At 68.9% G+C, this 22,171-nt stretch carries 25 protein-coding genes; 16 read left to right on the forward strand and 9 right to left on the reverse strand.

Annotation, left to right across the window (positions count from 1 at the left end; all coding sequences use genetic code 11):
- Nucleotides 1-126: 126 nt before the first annotated feature.
- Nucleotides 127-333 carry a DUF2945 domain-containing protein gene (locus ASC59_RS15620; RefSeq protein ID WP_055824808.1) on the forward strand — a complete coding sequence of 69 codons (207 nt, stop codon included), beginning with the start codon at nucleotides 127-129 and terminating at the stop codon, nucleotides 331-333.
- 13 nt (nucleotides 334-346) lie between these two features.
- A complete protein-coding gene (locus ASC59_RS15625; RefSeq protein ID WP_055824810.1) occupies nucleotides 347-796 on the forward strand; it encodes an MSMEG_6728 family protein in 450 nt (149 codons plus the stop codon).
- 21 nt (nucleotides 797-817) lie between these two features.
- Here ASC59_RS15625 and ASC59_RS15630 read toward each other — a convergent pair whose 3' ends face one another.
- Both ASC59_RS15630 and ASC59_RS15635 read right to left on the reverse strand, forming a co-directional pair.
- A complete protein-coding gene (locus ASC59_RS15630) occupies nucleotides 818-2,239 on the reverse strand; it encodes an APC family permease (protein WP_055824813.1) in 1,422 nt (473 codons plus the stop codon).
- Between the two features lie 280 nt (nucleotides 2,240-2,519).
- A complete protein-coding gene (locus ASC59_RS15635) occupies nucleotides 2,520-3,473 on the reverse strand; it encodes an NAD(P)/FAD-dependent oxidoreductase (protein ID WP_055824815.1) in 954 nt (317 codons plus the stop codon).
- 72 nt (nucleotides 3,474-3,545) lie between these two features.
- Between ASC59_RS15635 and ASC59_RS15640 the strand changes: the two genes are divergently transcribed.
- From ASC59_RS15640 to ASC59_RS15665, 6 genes are all read left to right on the forward strand, one after another.
- On the forward strand, nucleotides 3,546-4,214 hold the full coding sequence (locus ASC59_RS15640) for a helix-turn-helix domain-containing protein (RefSeq protein ID WP_235492754.1): 669 nt from the start codon (nucleotides 3,546-3,548) through the stop codon (nucleotides 4,212-4,214).
- A 526-nt stretch (nucleotides 4,215-4,740) separates the two neighbouring features.
- Nucleotides 4,741-5,541: an alpha/beta fold hydrolase gene (locus ASC59_RS15645; RefSeq protein ID WP_055824817.1), complete on the forward strand. Its 801-nt coding sequence runs from the start codon at nucleotides 4,741-4,743 to the stop codon at nucleotides 5,539-5,541.
- A 131-nt stretch (nucleotides 5,542-5,672) separates the two neighbouring features.
- On the forward strand, nucleotides 5,673-7,064 hold the full coding sequence (locus tag ASC59_RS15650; RefSeq protein ID WP_055824819.1) for an FAD-binding oxidoreductase: 1,392 nt from the start codon (nucleotides 5,673-5,675) through the stop codon (nucleotides 7,062-7,064).
- Entirely contained in the window at nucleotides 7,061-8,449 is a 1,389-nt protein-coding gene (locus ASC59_RS15655; protein WP_082513735.1) for a class I SAM-dependent methyltransferase, read from the forward strand. The genes ASC59_RS15650 and ASC59_RS15655 overlap by 4 nt, the downstream gene beginning before the upstream one ends.
- A 73-nt stretch (nucleotides 8,450-8,522) precedes the next feature.
- Complete coding sequence (locus ASC59_RS15660; RefSeq protein WP_055824821.1) at nucleotides 8,523-9,284, forward strand: ParA family protein; 762 nt, start codon at nucleotides 8,523-8,525, stop codon at nucleotides 9,282-9,284.
- A 62-nt stretch (nucleotides 9,285-9,346) separates the two neighbouring features.
- Entirely contained in the window at nucleotides 9,347-9,838 is a 492-nt protein-coding gene (locus ASC59_RS15665) for a MarR family winged helix-turn-helix transcriptional regulator (RefSeq protein ID WP_055824823.1), read from the forward strand.
- 10 nt (nucleotides 9,839-9,848) lie between these two features.
- On the opposite strand, the gene ASC59_RS15670 is transcribed toward ASC59_RS15665, so the two are convergent.
- The 5 genes from ASC59_RS15670 to ASC59_RS15690 form a co-directional block, all read right to left on the reverse strand.
- Complete coding sequence (locus ASC59_RS15670; protein WP_055824826.1) at nucleotides 9,849-10,283, reverse strand: cupin domain-containing protein; 435 nt, start codon at nucleotides 10,281-10,283, stop codon at nucleotides 9,849-9,851.
- Nucleotides 10,284-10,455: 172 nt separating this feature from the next.
- On the reverse strand, nucleotides 10,456-13,485 hold the full coding sequence (locus ASC59_RS15675; protein ID WP_055824828.1) for a hypothetical protein: 3,030 nt from the start codon (nucleotides 13,483-13,485) through the stop codon (nucleotides 10,456-10,458).
- A 182-nt stretch (nucleotides 13,486-13,667) separates the two neighbouring features.
- Entirely contained in the window at nucleotides 13,668-14,582 is a 915-nt protein-coding gene (locus ASC59_RS15680) for an endo alpha-1,4 polygalactosaminidase (RefSeq protein WP_055824831.1), read from the reverse strand.
- Nucleotides 14,583-14,754: 172 nt separating this feature from the next.
- Nucleotides 14,755-16,023 carry a diaminobutyrate--2-oxoglutarate transaminase gene (gene ectB, locus ASC59_RS15685; protein WP_055824833.1) on the reverse strand — a complete coding sequence of 423 codons (1,269 nt, stop codon included), beginning with the start codon at nucleotides 16,021-16,023 and terminating at the stop codon, nucleotides 14,755-14,757.
- Nucleotides 16,024-16,183: 160 nt separating this feature from the next.
- The gene (locus ASC59_RS15690) at nucleotides 16,184-16,693 is read right to left on the reverse strand and encodes a MarR family winged helix-turn-helix transcriptional regulator (protein WP_082513736.1); all 510 of its coding nucleotides are present in this window, start codon (nucleotides 16,691-16,693) and stop codon (nucleotides 16,184-16,186) included.
- A gap of 58 nt (nucleotides 16,694-16,751) precedes the next feature.
- Here ASC59_RS15690 and ASC59_RS15695 point away from each other — a divergent pair, with 58 nt between their 5' ends.
- Nucleotides 16,752-16,970, forward strand: coding sequence for a hypothetical protein (locus ASC59_RS15695; protein ID WP_055824835.1), 219 nt, complete (start codon nucleotides 16,752-16,754; stop codon nucleotides 16,968-16,970).
- Nucleotides 16,971-16,973: 3 nt separating this feature from the next.
- On the opposite strand, the gene ASC59_RS15700 is transcribed toward ASC59_RS15695, so the two are convergent.
- Entirely contained in the window at nucleotides 16,974-17,267 is a 294-nt protein-coding gene (locus tag ASC59_RS15700) for a DUF4287 domain-containing protein (protein ID WP_055824837.1), read from the reverse strand.
- A gap of 22 nt (nucleotides 17,268-17,289) precedes the next feature.
- Nucleotides 17,290-17,754, reverse strand: coding sequence for a cupin domain-containing protein (locus ASC59_RS15705; RefSeq protein ID WP_235492755.1), 465 nt, complete (start codon nucleotides 17,752-17,754; stop codon nucleotides 17,290-17,292).
- 55 nt (nucleotides 17,755-17,809) lie between these two features.
- Here ASC59_RS15705 and ASC59_RS15710 point away from each other — a divergent pair, with 55 nt between their 5' ends.
- From ASC59_RS15710 to ASC59_RS15740, 7 genes are all read left to right on the forward strand, one after another.
- Nucleotides 17,810-18,247, forward strand: a complete 438-nt coding sequence (locus ASC59_RS15710) for a VOC family protein (protein WP_055825778.1) — start codon at nucleotides 17,810-17,812, stop codon at nucleotides 18,245-18,247.
- A gap of 19 nt (nucleotides 18,248-18,266) precedes the next feature.
- A complete protein-coding gene (locus ASC59_RS15715; RefSeq protein WP_055824840.1) occupies nucleotides 18,267-18,953 on the forward strand; it encodes an NUDIX hydrolase in 687 nt (228 codons plus the stop codon).
- A 141-nt stretch (nucleotides 18,954-19,094) separates the two neighbouring features.
- Complete coding sequence (locus ASC59_RS15720; protein ID WP_055825782.1) at nucleotides 19,095-19,589, forward strand: bifunctional nuclease family protein; 495 nt, start codon at nucleotides 19,095-19,097, stop codon at nucleotides 19,587-19,589.
- Nucleotides 19,590-19,651: 62 nt separating this feature from the next.
- The gene (locus tag ASC59_RS15725; RefSeq protein WP_055824843.1) at nucleotides 19,652-20,149 is read left to right on the forward strand and encodes a DUF2975 domain-containing protein; all 498 of its coding nucleotides are present in this window, start codon (nucleotides 19,652-19,654) and stop codon (nucleotides 20,147-20,149) included.
- On the forward strand, nucleotides 20,146-20,376 hold the full coding sequence (locus tag ASC59_RS15730; RefSeq protein WP_055825785.1) for a helix-turn-helix domain-containing protein: 231 nt from the start codon (nucleotides 20,146-20,148) through the stop codon (nucleotides 20,374-20,376). Before ASC59_RS15725 ends, ASC59_RS15730 begins: the two co-directional genes overlap by 4 nt.
- A 111-nt stretch (nucleotides 20,377-20,487) precedes the next feature.
- The gene (locus tag ASC59_RS15735) at nucleotides 20,488-20,907 is read left to right on the forward strand and encodes a YciI family protein (protein ID WP_055824845.1); all 420 of its coding nucleotides are present in this window, start codon (nucleotides 20,488-20,490) and stop codon (nucleotides 20,905-20,907) included.
- A 7-nt stretch (nucleotides 20,908-20,914) separates the two neighbouring features.
- Complete coding sequence (locus ASC59_RS15740) at nucleotides 20,915-22,168, forward strand: RNA polymerase sigma factor (protein ID WP_055825787.1); 1,254 nt, start codon at nucleotides 20,915-20,917, stop codon at nucleotides 22,166-22,168.
- Nucleotides 22,169-22,171 lie beyond the last annotated feature (3 nt).

The following is a 22,171-nucleotide window of genomic DNA, read 5'->3' on the forward strand; positions in this document are numbered from 1 at the left end:
CGCTACTCGACCAGCGGGGTGGGATGGGGTCGGACCGCATCCGTCAACCCCGTGCCGTGCAGTGCTGCCGCCGCCTACGCTGCACGGTACGGGTCCCGCATCCGGGGCCGGCATGAGGAGGTCTCCATGGTGGCTGTGCATGATCGCGTGAGCTGGAACACCTCGCAGGGGCGCACGCGCGGGCGAGTCGTGGAGCGGCGCACCTCGGACTTCACCTTCGACGGGCAGCACTTCACGGCGAGCACCGACGAGCCGGCGTTCATCGTCGAGAGCGAGAAGACCGGTGCTCGCGCAGCGCACAAGGGTTCTGCGTTGCGTGTGCTGAAGAAGTAACGCGGGAGCATCCGTGCAGACCTTCCTGCCCTACGCCGATCTCGCACGCAGTGCGGCCGCACTCGACCAGAGCCGGCTCGGCAAGCAGCGCGTCGAGACGCTTCAGGTGATGCGCGCCCTCACCCTGCCCGGATACGGCTGGCAGCATCACCCTGTCGTGCGCATGTGGCGCGGGTTCCGACCCGCCCTGATGGCGTACCAGGACGCGATCTGCGACGAATGGGTGGCACGGGGCCACGCCGACACCTGCAGAGTGAAGACCCTCGCCGACCTGGACCTCGTGCCCGAGGACGGCGAGGCCTATCGCCGGGGCGACTTCCCGTGGCCGGCGTGGATCGGCGACGAGGAGCTGCACCGATCGCATCGATCGAACCTGCTGCGCAAGGATCCGGTGCTCTACGCGGAGCTGGCCGCCGACGTTCCCGACGACCTGCCGTACGTGTGGCCCGCGGCATCCGTGTGACGGATGCCGGAACGAATGCCGCTACTCGTGCGTGGTCGTGGACTTCGATGGCGCTGCGGCGTCTGCGACGTCTGCAGCGTCGGCGCCCGCGACCGGCTTGGCTGACGTGCGCGCGCCCGACACCCGGCGGGCGACGAGGAACACCACGGCGCCGACGACCAGCACGATCGCCCCGAACAGCCACACCTGCGGCGACTGCTGGGTGAGGAGCAGCACGCAGGACGCGATGCCGAGGATCGGGAGGATCGTCCACGCCCGGAAGTGCGGGTGGTCGACCTTGTCGCGGCGCAGCACGAGCACCGCGATGTTCGTGCTGGCGAACACGAACAGCAGCAGGAAGACCACGGTCTCGGCGAGCACCGACAGGTCGCCCAGCAGGGTCAGCCCCATGGCGATGAGCGTAGTCGCGAGAATGGCCACCCACGGGGTGCGGCGCTTGGGCAGCACGCGCCCGAAGACGCGGGGGAGGAGGCCCTCCTCGGCCATGCCGTAGGTCATGCGGCTGGCCATGATCATGGTGAGCAGCGCTCCGTTGGCGACGGCTATCAGTGCGATCGCGCTGAACAGCCATTCGGGCACTCCGAGACCGGATGCCGACACGACGGCGAGCAGCGGACCACTCGACTCGCCCAGCTCGTCAGGCGCGAGGGTGATCGAGCTGGCGAGGGCGACGAGCACGTAGACGGCTCCGGCGACGGCGAGGGCGCCGAACAGGGCGCGGGGGTAGTTGCGCGGAGTGCGCAGCTCCTCGGCCACGTTCGCCGACGTCTCGAACCCGACGAAGGAGTAGAACGCGATGATGGTGGCGCCGAGCACCGCTGCCCACGGCGAGACCCCGTCGCGGAACTCCAACACGCGCGCCGGCTCACCGTTGCCCGAGCCGAGAACGACGGCTCCGGCGATGATGACGATGAGCAGACCGCTGAGTTCGATCACCGTCATGACCACGTTGCCCGCCATGGACTCACGGATGCCGCGGGCGTTCAACGCCGCCACGAGCGCCAGGAAGACGATGGCCGCCGGGATGGCCGGCACGTCGATGAAGGTGCCGAGGTAGTCGCCGGCGAAGGCCAGGGAGAGGCCCGCTGCGCTCACCACGCCGGCGGAGAGCATGCAGAAGCCCACGAGGAACGAGATCACGGGGCGCTTGAAGGCGCGCTCGGCGTAGACGGCTGAGCCTCCGGCGCGCGGGTACTTCGTGACCAGCTCGGCGTAGGAGCCGGCAGTGAAGAGCGCCATCACGAGCGCAAGCAGCAGGGGGAGCCAGAGAGCTCCGCCCACCTCCTTCGACAGCACGCCCATGAGCGCGTAGATGCCCGCGCCGAGAACATCGCCCAGCACGAAGAGGAACAGGAGCGGGCCGGTGATCGAGCGGCGGAGGCGCGTGTCGGAGTCGGATGCGCCCGTCGCATCCGGCGCCGCCGTCGTCGGGGCGTCAGCCACGGGGAACTCGGATCTGGAGGGCGGCCTGCTGGCTGCGGGGGGCGAAGTGGTGCATTCCACATATTGTTCCGGCGTCGGGGCGGTGGCGGCGGCCCCTTGACTTCGGGCGGGGGAGTGTGGAATTGCGGTGTGGGCGAGTGGGCGCTGCGGTCTGTCGGCGGATGCGCGGCGGTGACGGTGGTCTCGATACGCCTGCTCGCTGCGCTCGCGGGCTACTCGACCGGCGTGGGCGCGCTGCGCTCGCGGGTACTCGACCGGCGTGGGCGCGCTGGGGCGCGGGCTACTCGACCGGCGGGGTGGCGAGCGCCTGGCGCACGTCGTCCTCGACCAGGTCGGCGTTCAGGCCGGCCCCGGCCATGTTGCCCGCGGCCATGGCGAGCGGAACCGATGATCGGGCATCCGTCACGTTGCCGGCTGCCCAGAGCCCGGGAACGCTCGTGCGTCCCATCGGGTCGACGTCGATCCAAGTCGAACCTTGACGGTCGACGACGCTCGCTCCGAGTTCGCGCGCGATCTCGTCGAGAGGGTGTGGCGTCGGGGCCGCGAAGATTATGTCGGCTGCAACGGATGCGCCGTCGGCGAGGCGCACCGCGCTGAGGGTGTCTGCGGCATCCGTTTCGATCGCGACGACGGCTCGCTCCTCGACGACGATGCCGCGGGCCCTGAGGGCACTGCGCAACTCGTCGGGGAGCTCGGTGCCGTTCACGAGGTAGGTGACGTCGGTGGAGAGCTGGCGCATCAGTAGTGCCTGGTGGGTGCTCGTGGGGCCGCCGGCCAGGACCGCGATGCGGCGGTCGCGCACCTCCCAGCCGTCGCAGTAGGGGCAGACGACCACGCCGCGGCCCCACTGCTCGGCGAGACCGGGGATGCCGGGCAGGTCGTCGCGCAGTCCGGTGGCGAGCAGCATCCGCCTCGTCACATGGGTCTCGCCCGAGTCGAGCACGACCTCGAAGCCGGGTGCGGACTCGTCGCCGGTACGCGTGACTGAAGCCACTTCTCCTGTGCGCATCGCGACGGTGTCGTAGCGCTCGAGCTCGCGGCGTCCGTCGGCGAGGAGGTCGAGCGGCGAGGTGTGATCGCGACCCAGCACGCCGTGCATGTGGGCGGCGAAACGGTTGCGCGGACGCGCCTGGTCGACCACGAGCACGCGCCGGCGTGAACGGCCGAGCATGAGGGCGGCGCTGAGTCCGGCGCTGCCGCCACCGACGATGATGACGTCCCAGGAAGTGTTCATGAGGTGATCCTGCGCCGCGGCTCCGTAGGATGGCAAACGGATTTGCTGAAACGGCAACGAGGGGAGGTGCTCATGGCTCATGCGCATGGCTGGAACGCGGCGGGAGGCGCGGGTGGTTCGCGGGCGGGGGATGGCGGTCGGGATGCCGGGCCGGATGCGGGCACGCTGGGCTTCGAGTCGATGCTCGATCAGGTCGCGCCACGCCTGCGGGCCCTCCGCCAGCGTCGGGAGCTGACCCTCGCCGAACTCGCCGAGCGCACGGGCATCTCGGTGAGTACGCTGTCGCGACTCGAGTCGGGAACTCGCAAGCCTGCTCTCGACCTGCTCATGCGGCTGGCGGGGGTCTACCGGGTCAGCCTCGACGACCTGGTCGGGGCGCCTCAGATCGCCGACCCGCGTGTGCGGCCGAAGCCGTTCTACCGCGGCGGCAAGGCCATCATCCCGCTCACCCGCGACAACCCCGATGTGCACGCGTTCAAGATGGTGCTGCCCGGGCACGACCCTGAGGCGCCCATCGAGACGAGCACGCACGAGGGCTACGACTGGATCTACGTGCTCAGCGGCCGTGTGCGACTGGCGCTCGGAACCGAGGAGATCGTGCTCGAGGCCGGCGAGGCAGCCGAATTCGACACGCGGATGCCGCACGGCAACGCGAGCGCGTCGATGGAACCGGCGGAGATTCTCAACCTGCTGAGCACGCAGGGGGAGCGGGTGCACCTGCGGGAGTCGCGCGACCGGTGAGGGGTCCGGTTCGCGCCGGACGGAACGCACCGAGAACGGAGTTGCGGCGGGTGGTGAGCGGGGTGCACCCACGCGGACTGCGTTCTCGGCGGAGTGAACCCACGTGTACTGCGTACTCGGCGGCGTGCACCCACGCGGACTGCGTTCTCGGCGGCGTGCGGATGCCGCCGGGGCGGTGGGGTGGCCTCGATACGCGTCCTCGCTGCGCTCGGGCGCTACTCGACCAGCGGTGGGGGCGGAGGCGGTGGTCTCGATACGCGTCCTCGCTGCGCTCGGTCGCTACTCGACCAGCGGCGGGTGCGGTGGGCGCGGTGGCGGGTGCGGGTGGGGAAGCGCTCGTTCGCCATCTGTGGCCGCCTCGAACTTCTGCATGCGGCCACAAGTGGCGAGCGGGCGGTGCGCATGCGGCCACAAGTGGCGAGCGGGCGGTGCGGATGCGGCGACAAGTGGCGAGTTGGGTGCGGTGGGGGTGCGCTGCAGCGGTACTCGACAAGCGGGGTCACGGCGATACCGCGAGAATGGCAGCATGAGCACCCCCTTCCCCGCCCTCACCGAGATGCCGTCGCCGCAGTACGTGATGTCGGCCGACGGCCTGCGCATCGCGACCTACCAGTGGGGCGATGACGATGCTCCGACGGTGCTGTGCGTGCACGGCTTCGCTTCGAGCTGCCGCGACAACTGGGTGAGCACCGGGTGGGTGCGCGACCTGACGCGCGCGGGCTTCCGCGTGGTCGGGGTGGATCAACGCGGACACGGAGCGAGCGACAAGCCTCACGAGGCATCCGCATACGGCATGGATGCGCTCGTCGACGACCTCGTGACCGTGCTCGACACCTACCTGCTCGACACCGTGCTCTACGCGGGATACTCCCTCGGCGCCCGAGTCGGGTGGCAGCTGGCCGTGCAGGTTCCCGAACACGTGGAGCGCGCAGTCCTCGGCGGAATCCCCGACGGACGGCCGCTCGCACGGCTTCAGATCGACCAGGCGCGGGCATATGTCGAAAGCGGCATACCTGTCGAGGACAAGGTCACGCAGAACTACGTGACGCTCACAGAACGCGTCGCCGGCAACGACCTGCGGGCACTCATCGCGCTCGCCGAGGGGATGCGGTTGGGGGATGCAGATCCCGATCCGACGCATCCGCCGACCCAGGAGATCCTGTTCGCGACGGGAAGCGAGGATGCCATCCTCGAGCGATCGAAGCTGCTGGCGGATGCGACTCCTCACGGCAGCTTCGTGGAGCTGCCCGACCGCCACCACTTCAATGCGCCCGGGTCGCGGGTGTTCAGGCAGGCCGCCGTGGAGTTCTTCTCGCGCGAAGGGTGACGGCGCCGGGAGCGCTTCGGACGCGGACTTCGTCCGGGCCTCAGCGAGCGGGGAGCGGCGAGGGGTGAGAGCGGGGAGCGAGCAGACGCTGGTCCTTTCCGCGGAGGCGCGCGCGGACTAGCGTGTGAGACGTGTCCGCTCCCGCGACCGATGCACGATCTGCTCACGCCGACGGCGTGGAGCGCCTCGTGCAGAGCTATCGCGCGGTTCCGCCCACGGCATCCGTTCGCCTGGCGAAGCGTACGTCGAACCTGTTCCGTTCCCGCGCCAAGACGGATGCGCCCGGACTCGACACCTCCGGCCTGACCGGAGTGATCTCGATCGACCCCGAGGCCCGCACCGCAGACGTCGCGGGCATGTGCACCTATGACGACCTCGTCGCGGCGACGCTGCCGTACGGGCTGGCTCCGCTGGTGGTTCCGCAGCTGAAGACCATCACGCTCGGGGGCGCGGTGACGGGCCTCGGCATCGAGTCGACCTCGTTCCGCAGCGGGCTGCCGCACGAGTCGGTGCTCGAGCTCGACATCCTGACCGGCTCGGGCGAGGTGATCACGGCATCGGCCGATGAGCACTCCGACCTGTTCCGGGCCTTCCCCAACTCGTACGGCACTCTCGGCTACGCCGTGCGGCTGCGCATCGAGTTGGAGCCTGTGAAGCCGTTCGCGGCATTGCGGCACGTGCGGTTCCACGCGCTCGACGACCTGATCGCGGCGATGGACGACATCGTCGACACCGGCGTCTTCGACGGGATCCGGGTCGACTACCTCGACGGCGTCGTGTTCGGCGCCGACGAGAGCTACCTCTGCCTCGGCGCGCAGACCGCGGCACCCGGTGCGGTGAGCGACTACACCGGGCAGCGCATCTACTACCGTTCGATCCAGCACGACGATGGCGTGATCGAGGACAGGCTCACCATCCACGACTACCTCTGGCGGTGGGACACCGACTGGTTCTGGTGCTCCGAGGCGTTCGGCGCGCAGCATCCGGTGATCCGGCGGGTGTGGCCGCGGCGCTATCGGCGCAGCAGCTCCTACGCGAAGCTCATGACGTTGGAGCGGCGGTTCGACATCGGCGACCGCCTCGAGAAGCTCAAGCACCGGCCGCCACGCGAGCGCGTGATCCAAGACGTCGAGATCCCGATCGAGCGCTGCGCCGAGTTCGTCGACTGGTTCCTCGCGACGGTGCCCATCGAGCCGATCTGGCTGTGCCCGCTGCGGCTGCGTGACGGGCCGGCATCCGAGGCCGGATGGCCGCTCTACCCGATGCGACCGCGGCAGACCTACGTGAACGTGGGCTTCTGGTCGACCGTTCCCGTCGGCGCCACCGAGGGCGCGAGCAACCGTCTCATCGAGCGTCGCGTGAGCGAACTCGACGGGCACAAGTCGCTCTACTCCGAGTCCTTCTACTCCCGCGACGAGTTCGACGCCCTGTACGGCGGTGACGACTATCGGCGGGCCAAAGCCATCTACGACCCCGACTCCCGACTCCTCGACCTCTATGCGAAGGCGGTGCAACGACGATGACGACGTTCAAGGAACGCCCGACCGGGCCCACGGATGCCGGGGGTTCCGATGCTTCTCCGAGTGCGACGGATGCGGCTGGCAGCGCGACCGGCAAGCCCGAGCCGACGGGGAGGTACACCCTCGCCGAGGTTCTCGAGATCCTCGCCGGCGGTCACCTGCCGCTGAGGTTCACCGCCTACGACGGCAGTGCCGCCGGACCGGCGGATGCGCCGCTCGGGATCGAGCTGAAGACCCCGCGCGGCACGACCTACCTGGCGACGGGGCGTGGCGACCTGGGGCTCGGCCGCGCCTACATCGCCGGCGACCTCGAGATCCACGGAGTGCATCCGGGAGATCCGTACGACCTGCTTCGAGCGCTCGCGGACGACCTGGTGTTCAAGCTCCCGTCGCCGCGGGTGATGGCGCAGATCGTCAGGTCGATCGGCGTCGAGCACCTGCGCCCGATCGCTCCTCCTCCCCAGGAGGCCCCGCCGCGCTGGCGTCGAGTCGCCGAGGGCCTGCGCCACAGCAAGAGTCGTGATGCCGAGGCCATCCATCATCACTACGACGTCTCCAACACGTTCTACGAGTGGGTGCTCGGGCCGTCGATGACCTACACCTGCGCCTGTTACCCGAACCTCGACGCCTCGCTCGACGAGGCACAGGAGAACAAGTACCGGCTGGTGTTCGAGAAGCTGCGGCTGAAGCCGGGCGACAGGCTGCTCGACGTCGGATGCGGGTGGGGCGGGATGGTGCGCTACGCCGCTCGTCGCGGGGTGAGGGCGACGGGGGTGACGCTCTCGGAGGAGCAGACGACGTGGGCTCAACGGGCGATCGCCGATGAGGGCCTGGCCGACCTGGCCGAGGTGCGGTTCGGTGACTACCGCGACATCCGGGAGCACGGCTTCGACGCTGTGTCGTCGATCGGTCTGCTCGAGCACATCGGAGTGCGCAACTACGCGTCGTACTTCCGCTTCTTGCAGTCGCGGTTGCGCCCGGGCGGCCTGCTGCTGAACCACTGCATCACGCGCCCCGAGAACACTCACGCGGCGTCGACGCGGGGTTTCATCGATCGCTACGTCTTCCCGGACGGAGAACTCACCGGCTCGGGACGCATCATCACCGAGGCTCAGGATGCCGGTCTCGAAGTGCTGCACGAGGAGAACCTGCGACAGCACTACGGACTCACGCTGCGCGACTGGTGCGCCAACCTGGTCGAGCACTGGGACGAGGCCGTGGCCGAGGTCGGGCTGCCGACCGCGAAGGTCTGGGGACTGTACATGGCGGGGTCCCGGCTGGCGTTCGAGGTCGGCGGCATCCAGCTGCACCAGGTGCTCGCCACCCGGCCGGACCCCCACGCCGGTGTCGGTGGAGGGTTGCCGCTGCGGCCATGGTGGACCGCCTAGCCATCGCGACTGATAGCTTCAGCGACAGGAGTGGTGCTGCTCGGCGCCGGTCCTTCGACGGAGGGATTCCCCGATGAAGGTCGTGGCCGTGTACAGCACCAAGGGCGGCGTCGGCAAGACGACGGCGGCCGTCAACCTGGCCGCCGAGGCGTCGGCCCACTACAGGGTGCTGCTGTGGGATCTCGACCCGCAGGGCGCAGCCACCTTCCTGCTGCAGGTGAAGCCGAAGCTGAAGGGCGGCATCGACGCCCTCGTCGCCGGAGACAGCAAGGTGAAGAACGCCATCCGTTCGACGAGCATCCGCACCCTCGACGTTCTTCCCGCCGATGCCGGCTACCGCGACCTCGACCTGGTGCTCGACCACGCGAAGAAGTCGCAGCAGCGGATTGCGAAGATCCTCGAGCACATCGAGGACGACTACGACGTCGTGGTGCTGGACTGCCCGCCCGGTGCCGCCGTGGTCGCGGAGAACGCCATCTTCTCGGCCGACGTGGTCGTGGTTCCGCTGGTGCCGTCGCCGCTCGCGATGCGCTCCCTCGAGCAGGTCACCGGGTTCGTCGCCGAGTCGGTGTCGAAGGCGCGCATCCTGACGTTCTTCTCGATGGTCGACCGCCGCAAGACCCAGCACCGGGACACCGTGCTCAATCTGCCCGCCAGCAGCAAGGCCGTGACCGACATCGTCGTGCCGGCCACCGTGGTCATCGAGCGGATGGGCACGCTGCGGGCCCCGGTGTCGAGCTATGCGCCCACCTCGGAGGCCGCCCGCTCGTTCGGCGAGCTGTGGACGCGGGTGGCGGCGACCATGAAGCTGAAGCCGCGCAAGCGCAAGCGCTGAGGCATCAACGGGTGGAGTTCGCTCGGGTGGGCCGACGCCGAGCTCGGCGATAGGCTCCCAACGTGAGTGAGCCCGACGACGAGGTCGACCTGATCATCGATGCGTGGTCTCGTCGACTGCCCGATGTGGACCTGACGCCGCTCGACGTCATGTCGCGGTTGCGGCGCGTGTCGAAGAAGCTGAGTGTGCTGCGTGCCGACGCCTTCAGCGGCGCCGGCCTGGCCGCCTGGGAGTTCGACGTGCTCGCCGCACTGGGGCGAGCGGATGCTCCCCACGAGCTCAGCCCTGCCCAGTTGATCGAGGCGACCATGATCGGCAGCGCCGCGATGACGAACAGGCTCGACAACCTGTCGCGCCGCGGGCTGGTCGATCGACGGCCGCATCCGCGGGACGGACGCAGCGTGCTCGTGCGGTTGACGGCGGATGGCGCCTCACGCGTCGACTACGCCATGCGCACTCTCGCTCAGCGGGAGGCGGAGGAGTTGAGCGGGCTGAGCCAGGAGGAGCAGGCGACCCTCGCCGCGCTGCTGCGCAAGATGGCGAAGCCGGAGTAGTCGCCGGGAGTCATTCCCAGGGCGACGGGCGATCGTTGTCCCTCGTGCTGTCGTCGGGGAAGTGGGGCAGCTCGGTGCCCCCGGCGCGGATGCACAGCCAGCGCAGCTGCTCCGGTGAGTCTGGCACGCAGCGCCACGTGCGCCACACGCCCTGGCCGACGCGCACGACCGTGCCCGGGCCGACGTCGACGATCTCGTCGTCGATGCCCATCTGCCCGCGGCCCGCGAGGAAGACGTAGGCCTCCTCGATGCTGGAGTGCGCGTGCCAGTACCCCGCCTCCTCGCCAGGCTCGAACGCGTTGGCCGTCATGCCGATGAACTGCATGGTGAGCTCGTGGTCGACGACCCGCCGGCCCTCGCGCGAGCTCTCGGGGCGGAATCCGCCGAAGTGCTCGCGCCAGTCGTCAAGGCCGCCGAGTTCCACGATGTCGTAGTTGTCGCTCATGGGGTCATCGTATTGCGGGCGGTCGGCAGAGGTGCGGTCGCACGGATGCGGTCGGGTGGGGCGGGGCGGAGGGTGGGCGCTTCGGCCGCGGACTGCGTCCGGGCCTCAGCGAGCGGGTGGAGGGGTGGGGTGGGTGGGTGGGTGGTTTCGATACGCGTCGACTTCGTCGGCGCTACTCAACCAGCGGGCGGACCGAGGGTGGCTGTGCGCGGCGCCAGCGCCACGCCAGCAGCGCTCCGACCACCAGGAGCAGGGCGCCGAAGGCCGCGGCATACCAAGGCGTCGACGCCGGGATCTCGAGGTAGACCGTGAGCCCGAGGATGCGCGAGAGTCCCCACGGCAGCAACGCCATCTGATCGTTCCAGGCCGTGAGCGCCTGTTCGAGCCCGACGACACCGAGGAAGCCGCCGAGCAGCACGAGCACGAGTCCGCTCGAGCCGAGCACCGCTCCCGTCGCCCGTCGAGCCCCGATCTGGCCGGCGAGCGTCCAGCCGACGGCCACGAGCACCCAGGCGAACAGCGCGAACGCCACGGTGATGTACACAGTGCGGGCGAGCGGGTCGGTCCAGAAGCCGAACCAGTAGAAGCCGGGCCCACGCACGGCCAGCACGCCGAGCAGCAGGACCACCCGCAGTGCGATGGCACCTCCGGCCGCGGCGATGATCGGCCAGGGCGACACCCTCCGCATCACCAGGGCGATGCCGGCTGCGAAGACGAGCCAGGCCGCGAGGGTGAAGAGCAGGTGCGTGGGAGCGAGGAACCAGGTGAGGATGCCGCGGCTGAGCACGAGAAGCACCGCCGGCACGACCACGAGCAGCACCTTGGAGAGTCGGGACAGTCCGGCCACGGCATCCGTCGCCCGCCACGGCCGCGTTCCGGCGAGCCAGAGCGCGCGTGCTGCAGCGGCTCCGGGCCAGCGGGAGAAGGGAGTTCGAGCGGCGAAGATGCCGAGGACGAGCCAGAGTCCGAGGAGCACCAGGAGCACTCGCGCCAGCCAGGCCATCGGCAGGTCGAGGGTTGCCCGCTCCATGCCGATGCGTGCCGCGGTGAGATTGTAGGCGGGCAGGTCGACGTCTCCGCCGTAGGTCTGCTCGTGCACGGAGGCGAAGCCCTCGAACGCCGTCTTCGCGGCGGCCCAGTCGCTGTAGGCGGCATCCGACCCGGTGTCGAGCCACTGCGCGTGACGCAGCACCATGGTGCGATACGAACCCAGAGTCTGGAACAAGTTGACCTGGTAATCGAGGGTCGCGACGAAGTGCTCGCGCAGGGCGTCGTCGCGCCAGGCACCGGCATCCGTCGCCGCGATCGCGTCTCGCATCGACTTCGCGGTCTCGACCGCCGTCTCGCCGTCGGCGATGGCCCGCTCGAGCTCGGGCTTGCTCACGTGGTAGATCACGTCGAGCACGGCGCTGTCGCCGGTGACGATGTCCCACTCGAAGATCCACATCATGGGCGGCGGCTCGAGCCCGAGGGCGCGCACGCGCTGGCTGGCGAACGGCCCGATGTAGAGTCCGCCGGTCACGGCGGCGCGGGAGTCGGCCATCGCGGCGCCGATGGCCTCCACCGTGGCTGGGTCGTCCGAGAACCACTGGCGGATCCAGTCAGCCGTGAGTTCGGACGGGTCGGCGCTCGGATCGCGCGCGAGCGTCACGGCGAGCTGGGTGTTCAGCTCGTAGAGCTGCCAGAAGCCCGCCTTCAGCTCGAGGGTCAAGGGTCCGGCGCGCCAGGGGCCGCCGTCCTGCGTCCACGTCCAGATGCCCTCGACGTTCGGGTTCGCCGCGATGAAGTGCTGCAGCGCCTGCTGGTAGAGCACGCCGAGGTCGTTCGGCAGCGCGCCGTAGTCCTCGAACTCGCGCCGGCTCTGGAACTCGACGATGCGCCGTTGCGTTCCGGACTCGAGCGTGGTGTTCAGCGGCAGGTAGCTGTAGAAGTCGCCGAGCGTGTACTTCGTCGAGACGACCAGCGCTGGAGAATCGATGCCGTCGAGCACCTCGGCGTACGACGCCGGGTCGATGTGCATGTCGCCGACGGCGCCGACGCCCACGCTCCACGACCTGAAGATCACCTCGCGGCCCGACGCCTCCGCCTGATCGCTGAAGGTGGTGAGCATCGCGCGAACGGATGCCACCGAGGTGACGGCGAGCTCGGAGTAGTAGTCCCAGCCGGGCAGGTCGTAGACCCGGCCGGCCTCGCCGATGCGCACGACGACGCCGTCGACGGAGGGCAACGCATCGTAGAGCTCGTCGAGCCCCGCTCGATAGACGTCCCAGAAGGCCGGGTCGTCGGTGGCGAGCCCGCCGAAGGTGCGGTCGAAGTACTCCTGCAGCGGCGTCGTCAGCGCCAGCATGTCGGTGCGGAAGTAGACCTTCATGCCGAGCTCGTGCGCGTAGTCGAGGAGCGGGCCGAAGGCCGCGCGCATGGCCTCGGCGCGGGCGCGATGCGGATCGTCGGCCGCGTACACCTCGGTGCCGTCGCCGACGGCGTCGAAGGTGACGTACTCGATGAAGCCGGGAACGGCGATGGCGTTGTAGCCGAGGGCGAGGGTGTGTCGCACGTACTCCTCGAACTCCGTCGTCGCCGTGGCGAGTGCGGCGTCGTCGATGTAGGGCGCGTCGGCCAGGATGACGTCCTTGAAGGCGTTCGAGTTGTGCGAGTAGTCGGTGCCCGCCGCGTAGGCCTCGGCATCCGGTTGCACCCCGACGGCTCCGAGGTCGACCATGCGGAAGGGCAGCGTCGACTCGACGGTGGTTCCGAGGTTCTCGGTCACCGGGCGTCCGGCCCGTACGGCCGACGCGAGGTCGTAGACGCCTAGGACGGCACCGCTGCGCGAGGCGGCCGAGATGCGCAGTGCGCCGGGAGTGCCCGAGACAGAGTAGCTCTCGCCGGGTGCATCAGCACTGTCGAAGCTGACTGCGAGCGTCGAGGTTCCCGAGGTGGCGCCGGCGTCGGCGACGGCATCGCGCAGTTCGTCGAGGGCGGTGTCGATGCGCAGGTCGTCGGGAGCGTCGATGCTGGTGAACTCGGGTGGCAGCACCACGGCGGATGCCGGGGCGACGCTGAGCTTCTCGACGGGGATGCCCACCGAGGGCTCGCTCTGCAGGCCGAGTGCATCGGACACCTGGGAGGCGACGCCGGCGCCGAGGGAGAGGAGCGCGAGGGAGACGCCGATGAGCGTCAAACGTCGCCGCAGTGCGAGTTTCACTGCGTCAGAGTAGCCCGGATCTCGGCGGTCGATTGACCGGGTGATGGTGTTGTCCCCTGCACTGGGTGCGCTTCGGCCGCCGACTGCGTCCGGGCCTCAGCGAGCGGGCGGGAAGGTGGGCCGGTGCGCTTCGGCCGCGGACTTCGTCGAGGCCTCAGCGAGCGGGGCGGGGCGGGGCGGGCTCAGCAGGACTTGTAGACGTAGTCCGGCTTGCCCTTCGCCACCACGTCGCGGTCGCGGAGGATCACCGAGATCCGGGTGCCCTGCTTGGCGCAGGCCGTCGTGTATGCCTTCAGCGGGTTGTCGGTGTACTCGATCTCGATCACGTTCCGGCCGAAGACATCCGTGTAGGCATCGCACTCGGTGTACATCTGGCATTCCTCGGCGATGGCGAAGTCGAAGCCGACGGTCTTTTTGCCCGCGATGCCGAGCTGCGGGGTGTTCTTCTGGGCGATGGCCAGGCCCTTGCCGTGGGCGTGCGTCGCCAGCAGCCTGGCCAGTGCCACGTTGTCGGCCTTCGTCAGCAGCTGCGTGCCTGCGCTCTTCGAGCGGGTCCACGAGTCGAGGTTGTCGGGTTCGATGGCGTGGAATCCCTTCGCGGCGCATCCGTCGATCCAGGCGTTCATGATGGCCGCGATGCGCGTGCGCTTGGCGGCGGTGGACGTGTCGAGCAGGTACTCGTCCCACTCGGGATCGCCGACCTTCACGCCCTTGCTGTTGCGCAGGATGAGGTCGCTGTTGCGGCCGGACCAGGTCTTCGCGTCGTCGGGCTGGGTCTGGTACGCGTTCACGTAGCAGATGTTGTACTTTCCGGCCGCTGGCTTCGCCGTGCGATCGCGGTCGACGATCTTCACGGATGCCGCGGGCGGGTAGACGCCGCCGATCTGGTAGTCGAAGCGCCCGTTGACCGGAGGCAGCGTGACCTTCTTGGCGGCGGCCGACGACGTGGCGGCGCTGGACGCGGCTGCTGCGCTCGACGCCGCTGCACTCGACGATTCGGTGCCGGCGTTCGCGGCGATGGCGACTCCGGTGACGGATGCCGCGACGACACCGACGGCGATCGCGGCGGCGAGGATCCTGCGGGAGAGCGTGCTCATGGAAGTTCCGATCTGCGGATGACCCGCCTCGAGCTGATCTCTGGCGTACGACCCGCGCGATCGAGCCGATCGCCGGTAGGACCCTCCACGGATGCGCTCAGACTACAAGCGGCCCTCGTCGGTCGGCTGCTCAGAGTGCGAAGTGCGCAGTCGAGGTGAGTGGGCTGACCACTCAGAGCACCGCGTCGAGGCTGTCGCTGACGATCCGCAGGCCGCGGGCGAGCTCGTCGTCGGTGATGGTGAGCGCCGGGAGGAACTTGAGCACCTCGTCGTGGGCGCCGGAGGTCTCGATGATGAGGCCGCGCGTGAAGGCCTCCTTCGAGATGCGACCGGCCAGGGTGCGGTCGCTGTCGATGGCGAGGCCGAACATGAGGCCGCGACCGCGCACGACGGCGCCGAGCGACGGGTGAGCGGCGGCCAGGCGCTGGAGTTCAGCCTCGAGCACAGCCGACTTGGCCGTGACGCCGTCGGTGAGGGCGGCATCCGCCCAGTACTCCTCGAGGGCGACCCGAGCCGAGACGAAGGCGAGGTTGTTGCCACGGAAGGTGCCTGTGTGGGCGCCCGGCTTCCAGACGTCCACCTCGGGGCGCAGCAGCACGAGCGACATCGGGAGGCCCGAGCCCGAGATCGACTTCGACACCGTGACGATGTCGGGAACGATTCCGGACTCCTCGAAGGCGAAGAACGAGCCGGTGCGGCCTATGCCCGACTGGATCTCGTCGAGGATGAGCAGGATGCCGTTGTCGGCGGTGAGCCGGCGGAGGCGCTGCAGCCAGGCCGAGCTGGCGACGTTGATGCCGCCCTCGCCCTGCACGGCCTCGACGATGACCGCCGCCGGAAGGTCGAGACCGCTGCCGGGGTCGCCGAGCATCTTCTCGAACAGGTCGAGGGTGTCGACGCCGTCGCCGAGGTAGCCGTCGAACGGAAGTCGCGTCACGTTGTCGAGCGCGATGCCGGCAGCCTCGCGGTAGTGGCTGTTTCCGGTGGCGGCGAGTCCGCCGATGCTCAGGCCGTGGAAGGCGTTCGTGAAGGCGACGACGTTGGCGCGCCCGGTGGCCTGGCGTGCCACCTTGAGTGCCGCTTCGACGGCGTTGGCGCCGGTCGGGCCGGTGAACTGCAGCTTGTAGTCGAAGCCGCGCGGCTCGAGCACAAGCCTCTCGAACGCCTCGATGAAGCCCTTCTTGGCGCTCGTGGCCATGTCGAGGCCATGGATGATGCCGTCGTGCTCGAGATACTCGATGAGTGCGCGGGTGAAGGCCGGGTTGTTGTGGCCGTAGTTCAGAACACCGGCACCGGCGAAGAAGTCGAGGAACTCACGCCCGTCGGCGGCGGTCAGCACGGAGCCGCGGGCACTGTCGAAGACTACGGGGAAGGAACGGATGTAGCCCCGAACCTCCGACTCCCGTCGGTCGAATGTCTCCAAGGACGAGACGTCGCTCACGTCGCACCACCTCTTGCTCGTACTGAATCACGCGCGCCGGGTCGAGAATGCGCACTTCTTCAAGGGTACGTTGCCGCTCGCCGATTCCTCGACGGGGGACGCACCGTTGGCGCCGCACGCCGGCACCGCACGGCACGGCACCGCATAGCCCCGCTTCACGTCACCGCGTCGTGCGCACCGCCGCGATCACGTCGGTGAGCTGGGAGCGCAGGCGCTCGAGTTCGTCGAGCTCGACGCCGAGCCTGGCCACGACCTGAGGCGGAACGCCCAGCGCCTGTTCGCGCAGTCGAGCGCCGGCATCCGTGAGGGTGATGTTCAATGCCCGCTCGTCAGCGGGGTTGCGGTCGCGAGCGATGTAGCCCTGGGCCTCGAGGCGCTTGAGCAGCGGCGAGAGGGTGGCCGGCTCGAGTTGGAGCGCATCGCCCAGGTCGCGAACCGTGCGAGGGCTGCGCTCCCAGAGCGCGAGCATCACCAGGTACTGCGGATGCGTGAGCCCGAGTGGCTCGAGGATCGGGCGGTACAGCCCGATGACTCCGCGCGCTGCAACCGCGAGGGCGAAGCAGACCTGGTTCTCGAGGGCGAGGACATCGGGCACGCCCGCTGTGGGCGTCGTGGGCGCCGCGGCGGGATCGACCGTCTCCGTCGCGAGGATCTGGGCTGAACTGCTCATGCGCCCAGACTACATGCTACCCTAATGATTAGTACACGAACGAAATGAGGACGGCGAGATGGGCAACAGGTTCTGGCGCTTCTACGAGAAGGCCAACGACGTGGTGCGCATCTTCACCGGCCCGGCGCAGGTGGGCATCGGCCGCCCCGAGGGTCCCGACGTGCGGCCGAGCGATCCGTCGTGTCCGCTCTGCCACCAGCCGATGTCCGAACACCGCATCGAGCGGTCGAGCGACCAGCGGGTGCCGACCCAGTTGTACTGCCCGAGCTCGCGCTAGGAGCTACTTCGCCGCCGGATTCGATGCAGCCCCGTCGAGCCAGAGCGTGTCGCTCGGATCGCTGTGGGTCGTGCCCGTGTTCACGTGCTTCTGGCTGATCTGCGGACCCTTCGTGATCACGTGCACGAGTGCCATGCCGTGGCCCTTGCCCAGCTGGTAGTCGTCGGCCAGCCAGGCCAGGATCGGCCCGGCCTTCGTCGTCTCGTCGAAGCCCTTCTCGTGTGCGAGATCGATGAACTGACGCGGGGTGAGCCCGGTCTTCGCCTCGATGTTGTCGAGGTAGGCCTGAAACGTCATGGGTGCTCCTTCGCGGTCGGGCTCAGTCGGCCCAGGTCTGGATGATCGTGTCCGACGCATGGATGCAGAGGATGCGCAGGCGCCCCGTGCCGGAGTTCTTGAAACCATGCCATACGCCTGCCGGAACTGTGGCCGTGTCTTCGGCGTTCGCGATGAGGGTTGCCGTTCCGACGGTGATGCGCGCCGTGCCCTCGATGACGAACCAGGTCTCGGTGTACGGATGCCAGTGCAGGTCGGGCCCGTCTCCGGGCTCGGCGTCGACGAAGAAGTAGGAGATGCCGGCCCCGTGTTCGCGACCCACGAAGCGGCGGGTGCCCTTGCTGCCGATCAGCAGAGCCTGCGGAGGAATGATCTCAGGGGTGACGGGTGCGGCATCGCTCGGGTGCATCGTGATCTCGGCTGGACTGCTGGAGACGGGCATGGCGGCCTCGATTCCGGATGATCGGGGAGCGACGGGATGCCGCTCGCGCTGGAGCCAGCCTCTCACCGCGGCTCTCGCCGAATCCAGTGCCGACCTCGGCTCCGGAAGTAGCATGCAACGCATGGCCATCACACTCGACAACGTCGGCATCGCCGTTCGCGACATCGAAGCCGCGATCTCCTTCTTCACCGACCTCGGGCTCACCGTTGTCGGCCGCGACACCATCAGCGGTGAGTGGGCCGACACCGCCGTCGGCCTCGACGGCAACCACGCCAGGATCGCCCTCCTCGAGACGCCGGACGGTCACGGCCGCATCGAGCTGTTCGAGTACATCCACCCCGACGCGATCGAGTCGGAGCCGACGCGACCCAACGACATCGGCATGCACAGGGTGGCGTTCGCCGTCGACGACATCGACGAAGCCCTCGCCATCGCCGCGCGGCACGGATGCCACCCGCTTCGCGGCGTCGCCACCTATGAAGACGTCTACAAGCTCACGTACCTGCGCGGACCGAGCGGCATCCTCGTGATGCTGGCGCAGAAGCTGACGGAGGGCTGACCCTGCCTAGGCTGGACCCATGACTCCAGCCGATGACGGCCCACGCTCCGAACTCCTGGCGCTGTGCGGGCGTCCGCTGGACTGGCACGCCGACCTGCAACAGGCGATGCTCGGGGCCGCGGAGTTGCGTCCGGCGGCGGTACTCGTGCTGTTCGGCGTGCTCGACGGCCACCCGGCGCGGGCGACAGGTCCCGTGCGCGGAGACCTCGACGTGCTGCTGCTGCGCCGAGCGTCGACGCTGCGATCGCACGCCGGGCAGATCGCCTTCCCCGGAGGTCGACTGGAGGCATCCGACGACGGTCCGATCGCGGGTGCCCTGCGCGAGGCCGTCGAGGAGACCGGGCTCGATCCTGACGGCATCGAGCCGCTCGGAACCCTGCCTCCGTTCCCCGTCCCCATCAGTCGGCATCTCGTCACCCCTGTGCCGGCGTGGTGGACGCACCCGTCGGAGGTGGCCGCCGTCGACCACGACGAGTCCGTCGACGTCTTCAGAGTGCCGGTGGCCGATCTGCTGCTGCCCGCGAACCGCGCCATCACATCGCACACGCTCGGAGGGCGCACCTATCGATCGCCGGCATTCACCGTGGACGGCAGGCTCATCTGGGGTTTCACGGCCATGGTGCTGTCGCGCATGTTCGATGAGCTCGGCTGGGCCGAGCCCTGGGATGACGCCCGCGTCGTCGTGCCGGAGGATCTTCTGCCCTGAGGCACGACCACCCGGTCGCCTCCTTGACGCACCGGTGACGGGAACTTCGCGCCCGGAACTCCTGACCGGCTCACGGCATCCGGATCTACCATGGCAGTCTCGGCTGATTCAGCCGGCTGTCGGTCTGCGATGGGAGGCGTCATGGTGCAGGTCCGCATCCTCGGGGTGGCGCTCGACTCGGCGCTGCAGCACATCATCCTGTTGAAGCCCGTGCTCGAGGAGCCTGGTCAGGGGAGGGTCGTGCCGATCTGGGTGGGTGAGCTCGAGGCGAACTCGATCCTCATGGCGACGCAGGGCGAGGAACCGCCGCGGCCGCTCACGCACGACCTCATGAAGACGATGCTCGAGACCCTCGGCGCCGAGGTCGAGCGAGTGGACGTGACCCGCATCGAAGACGGAACGTTCTATGCGGAGATCACCCTGATGACGCCATCGGGTCGCCGCGTGATCGACGCGCGCCCGTCCGATTCCCTCGGTCTGGCGGCTCGGTTCCATTCGCCGATCTGGGTCGCTGATGCCGTGGTCGAGGAGGCCGGGATCCCGGCGGAGCTCGTCGACGTCGCCGAGGACGAGGAGAAGCTCGAGGAGTTCAAGGAGTTCCTCGAACACGTCGACCCCGAGGACTTCCAAGGCTGAAGCGGCCGTATTCCTTCCTCCTATCGATTGACAAACGATAGGAATCGAGCGTTAATCAATGCATGAGAAGCATCGATCGCGTCGTCGTACCGCTCAGAGTGCTGCTGGTGCTCGTCTTCGTCGGTCTGCTCGTCGCGCAGACCTTCAGCCTGCCCGGAACGTTCCGGTACCTGGCGGAACGGAACCCCGACCTCGGGTCGGTGCCGTGGCTGCTGCTCGCCTTCTCCGTGGTCGAACTGCTCTGCATCCAGGTGGTGATCGTGTGCACCTGGCGCCTGCTCACCCTCGTGCGGGCCGACCGCATCTTCAGCGAGGAATCGTTCGGCTGGGTCGACGGCATCGTCTGGGCACTGGTCGTCGGCTGGGCCCTGCTCGCCGGTGTCTCGGCCGTCATCGTGGGCGTCATCTACTTCACGCCCGAGCTCCGCGATCCCGGAACTCCCATGCTGCTGTTCGGCATCGTCCTGATCGGCGGTGTTGTCGTGCTGACCGTTGTCGTGCTGCGCGCCCTGCTCAGGCAGGCAGCCGTGCTGCGGGCCGACATGGAGGACGTCATCTGATGATCGTCGTTCGCATCGACGTGGAGCTCGCCAAGCGCAAGATGAGCGTCGGCGAGTTCGCCGAGCGGATCGGACTCACGCCGGCGAACGTGGCCGTGCTGAAGAACGGTCGCGCGAAGGCTGTGCGGTTCAGCACGCTCGACGCCATGTGCCGGGTGCTCGAGTGCCAGCCTGGAGACCTGCTCGAGTACGTGGACTCTGAGGACGAGCCTGACCTGATCATCTGACGGGACAGCGGGCGGGAAGTTTCTCATCGACGATGTCGATTCCCCATCGCGCCGTTCGACCTTGGGGTGAGAAGGTCGAAGCGCGACCTGACACGAACAAGGAGAATTCCGATGGCCAAGTACATGCTGATCATGCGCTCGAGCGACGACGTCGCCTCGAAGTTCGCCGAGGCCGATTTCAACGACCTGCTCGAAGCGATGGGACGGTTCAACGACGAACTCATCCGCGCCGGCGTTCTGCTCGCGGCCGAGGGCCTCGACGACCCGAACAGCGGTGTGGTGGTCGACTTCACCGGCGAGAGCCCCGTCGTCAGCGATGGTCCTTACGGGGAGACGAAGGAGCTGTTCAACGGCTTCTACATCCTCGACGTCGCGTCGCAGCAGGAGGCTGTGGAGTGGGCCAAGCGGGCGCCGTACACCGAGGGAACCAAGATGGAGATCCGTCGCGTGCCGTCGATCGACGAGTTCCCCCAGGACAACGTGTGGATCCAGAAGGAGCGCGCCTGGCGCGAACAGACGGGGCAGCTCTGATCGCGTGGTGAGCACGAGCGAGGCGCGGGGCGCCGTCGAGGCGGTGTGGCGCATCGAGTCCGCGCGCATCGTCGGCGCCCTCGCCCGCTACACCGGCGACTTCTCGCTGGCGGAGGACCTCGCGCAGGAGGCTCTGGCCGAGGCGTTGGTGTCGTGGTCCGTCGACGGCGTGCCGCGCGAACCCACCGGATGGCTTCTCACCGTGGGACGTCGCCGCGCCATCGATGCCTTTCGCCGGCGTTCGGGCCGAGACGAGCGCTACGCCCTGCTCGCCCGCGACCTCGACCTCGACGAGTCGACGCCGGGTGCCGACGCGCTCTTCGACCCCGACGTGATCGACGACGACGTGCTCGCCCTCATGTTCATCGCGTGCCACCCCGTGCTCTCGAAGGAGGCCCGGCTCTCCCTCACCCTGCGTGTCGTCGGCGGCCTCACCACGGAGGAGATCGCGCGAGCCCTGCTCATCCCGGTGCCGACGGTGCAGGCACGCATCACCCGGGCCAAGAAGACCCTCGCCGCGGCGCAGATCCCCTTCGGGGTTCCGGACGCCGCCGAGCTGCCGGAGCGCCTGGGCTCGGTGCTGCAGGTGATCTATCTGATCTTCACCGAGGGCTCGTACGCGTCTGGCGGTGATGTTTGGATGCGCTCGGAGCTCGCGGGCGAGGCCATGCGCCTGGCGCGCGTGCTGGCTCGACTGGATCCCGAACCCGAGGTCTTCGGCCTGCTCGCGCTCATGGAGCTCACAGCCGCCCGCTTCCCGGCCAGGATCGATGCCTCCGGCAGTCCGGTGCTTCTCGAGGATCAGGACCGGCGCCTCTGGGACCACGCTGCGATCCGGCGCGGACGCGCGGCACTGGCCCGTGCGGTGAGTCCGAGCGGAGGCCTGCGCGTCTACGGTCTGCAGGCCTCGATCGCCGAGTGCCATGCCGTGGCGGCATCCGTCGGCGAAACGGACTGGCAGCGCATCGTCATCCTGTACGAGGCGCTCGGTCGGCTCGCGCCGTCGCCGATCGTCGAGCTGAACCGAGCCGTCGCAGTCGCGATGGACTCAGGGCCGGCGGATGGTCTCGGCGTGGTCGCCGTCATCGCGGAGCGCGGCGACCTGGCCGGATCGCACCTGCTTCCCGCGGTGCGCGGTGAGCTGCTGCTGCGCCTGGGGCGGCACGAGGAGGCGCAGAGCGCGCTCGCCGAGGCGCTGGAGCTGTGCACGAACGCCGCGGAGCGGGCGGCATTGCAGCGCAAGCTGGACGCGCTTCGGTAGCGG

Origin of the sequence: Leifsonia sp. Root1293, from assembly GCF_001425325.1 — a bacterium.
GTDB lineage: Bacteria > Actinomycetota > Actinomycetes > Actinomycetales > Microbacteriaceae > Orlajensenia.

Bases quoted from the DNA above. Each gene is read 5' to 3' on its own strand.
- ASC59_RS15715 (WP_055824840.1), top strand. From the start codon at position 18,267: ATGACTCCAGCCGATGACGGCCCACGCTCCGAACTCCTGGCGCTGTGC.
- ASC59_RS15680 (WP_055824831.1), bottom strand. From the start codon at position 14,582: ATGAGCACGCTCTCCCGCAGGATCCTCGCCGCCGCGATCGCCGTCGGT.
- ASC59_RS15635 (WP_055824815.1), bottom strand. From the start codon at position 3,473: ATGAACACTTCCTGGGACGTCATCATCGTCGGTGGCGGCAGCGCCGGA.
- ASC59_RS15620 (WP_055824808.1), top strand. From the start codon at position 127: ATGGTGGCTGTGCATGATCGCGTGAGCTGGAACACCTCGCAGGGGCGC.
- ASC59_RS15700 (WP_055824837.1), bottom strand. From the start codon at position 17,267: ATGACGTTTCAGGCCTACCTCGACAACATCGAGGCGAAGACCGGGCTC.
- ASC59_RS15695 (WP_055824835.1), top strand. From the start codon at position 16,752: ATGGGCAACAGGTTCTGGCGCTTCTACGAGAAGGCCAACGACGTGGTG.
- ASC59_RS15670 (WP_055824826.1), bottom strand. From the start codon at position 10,283: ATGAGCGACAACTACGACATCGTGGAACTCGGCGGCCTTGACGACTGG.
- ASC59_RS15710 (WP_055825778.1), top strand. From the start codon at position 17,810: ATGGCCATCACACTCGACAACGTCGGCATCGCCGTTCGCGACATCGAA.
- ASC59_RS15640 (WP_235492754.1), top strand. From the start codon at position 3,546: ATGGCTCATGCGCATGGCTGGAACGCGGCGGGAGGCGCGGGTGGTTCG.
- ASC59_RS15735 (WP_055824845.1), top strand. From the start codon at position 20,488: ATGGCCAAGTACATGCTGATCATGCGCTCGAGCGACGACGTCGCCTCG.
- ASC59_RS15660 (WP_055824821.1), top strand. From the start codon at position 8,523: ATGAAGGTCGTGGCCGTGTACAGCACCAAGGGCGGCGTCGGCAAGACG.
- ASC59_RS15645 (WP_055824817.1), top strand. From the start codon at position 4,741: ATGAGCACCCCCTTCCCCGCCCTCACCGAGATGCCGTCGCCGCAGTAC.
- ASC59_RS15725 (WP_055824843.1), top strand. From the start codon at position 19,652: ATGAGAAGCATCGATCGCGTCGTCGTACCGCTCAGAGTGCTGCTGGTG.
- ASC59_RS15655 (WP_082513735.1), top strand. From the start codon at position 7,061: ATGACGACGTTCAAGGAACGCCCGACCGGGCCCACGGATGCCGGGGGT.
- ASC59_RS15690 (WP_082513736.1), bottom strand. From the start codon at position 16,693: ATGAGCAGTTCAGCCCAGATCCTCGCGACGGAGACGGTCGATCCCGCC.
- ASC59_RS15720 (WP_055825782.1), top strand. From the start codon at position 19,095: ATGGTGCAGGTCCGCATCCTCGGGGTGGCGCTCGACTCGGCGCTGCAG.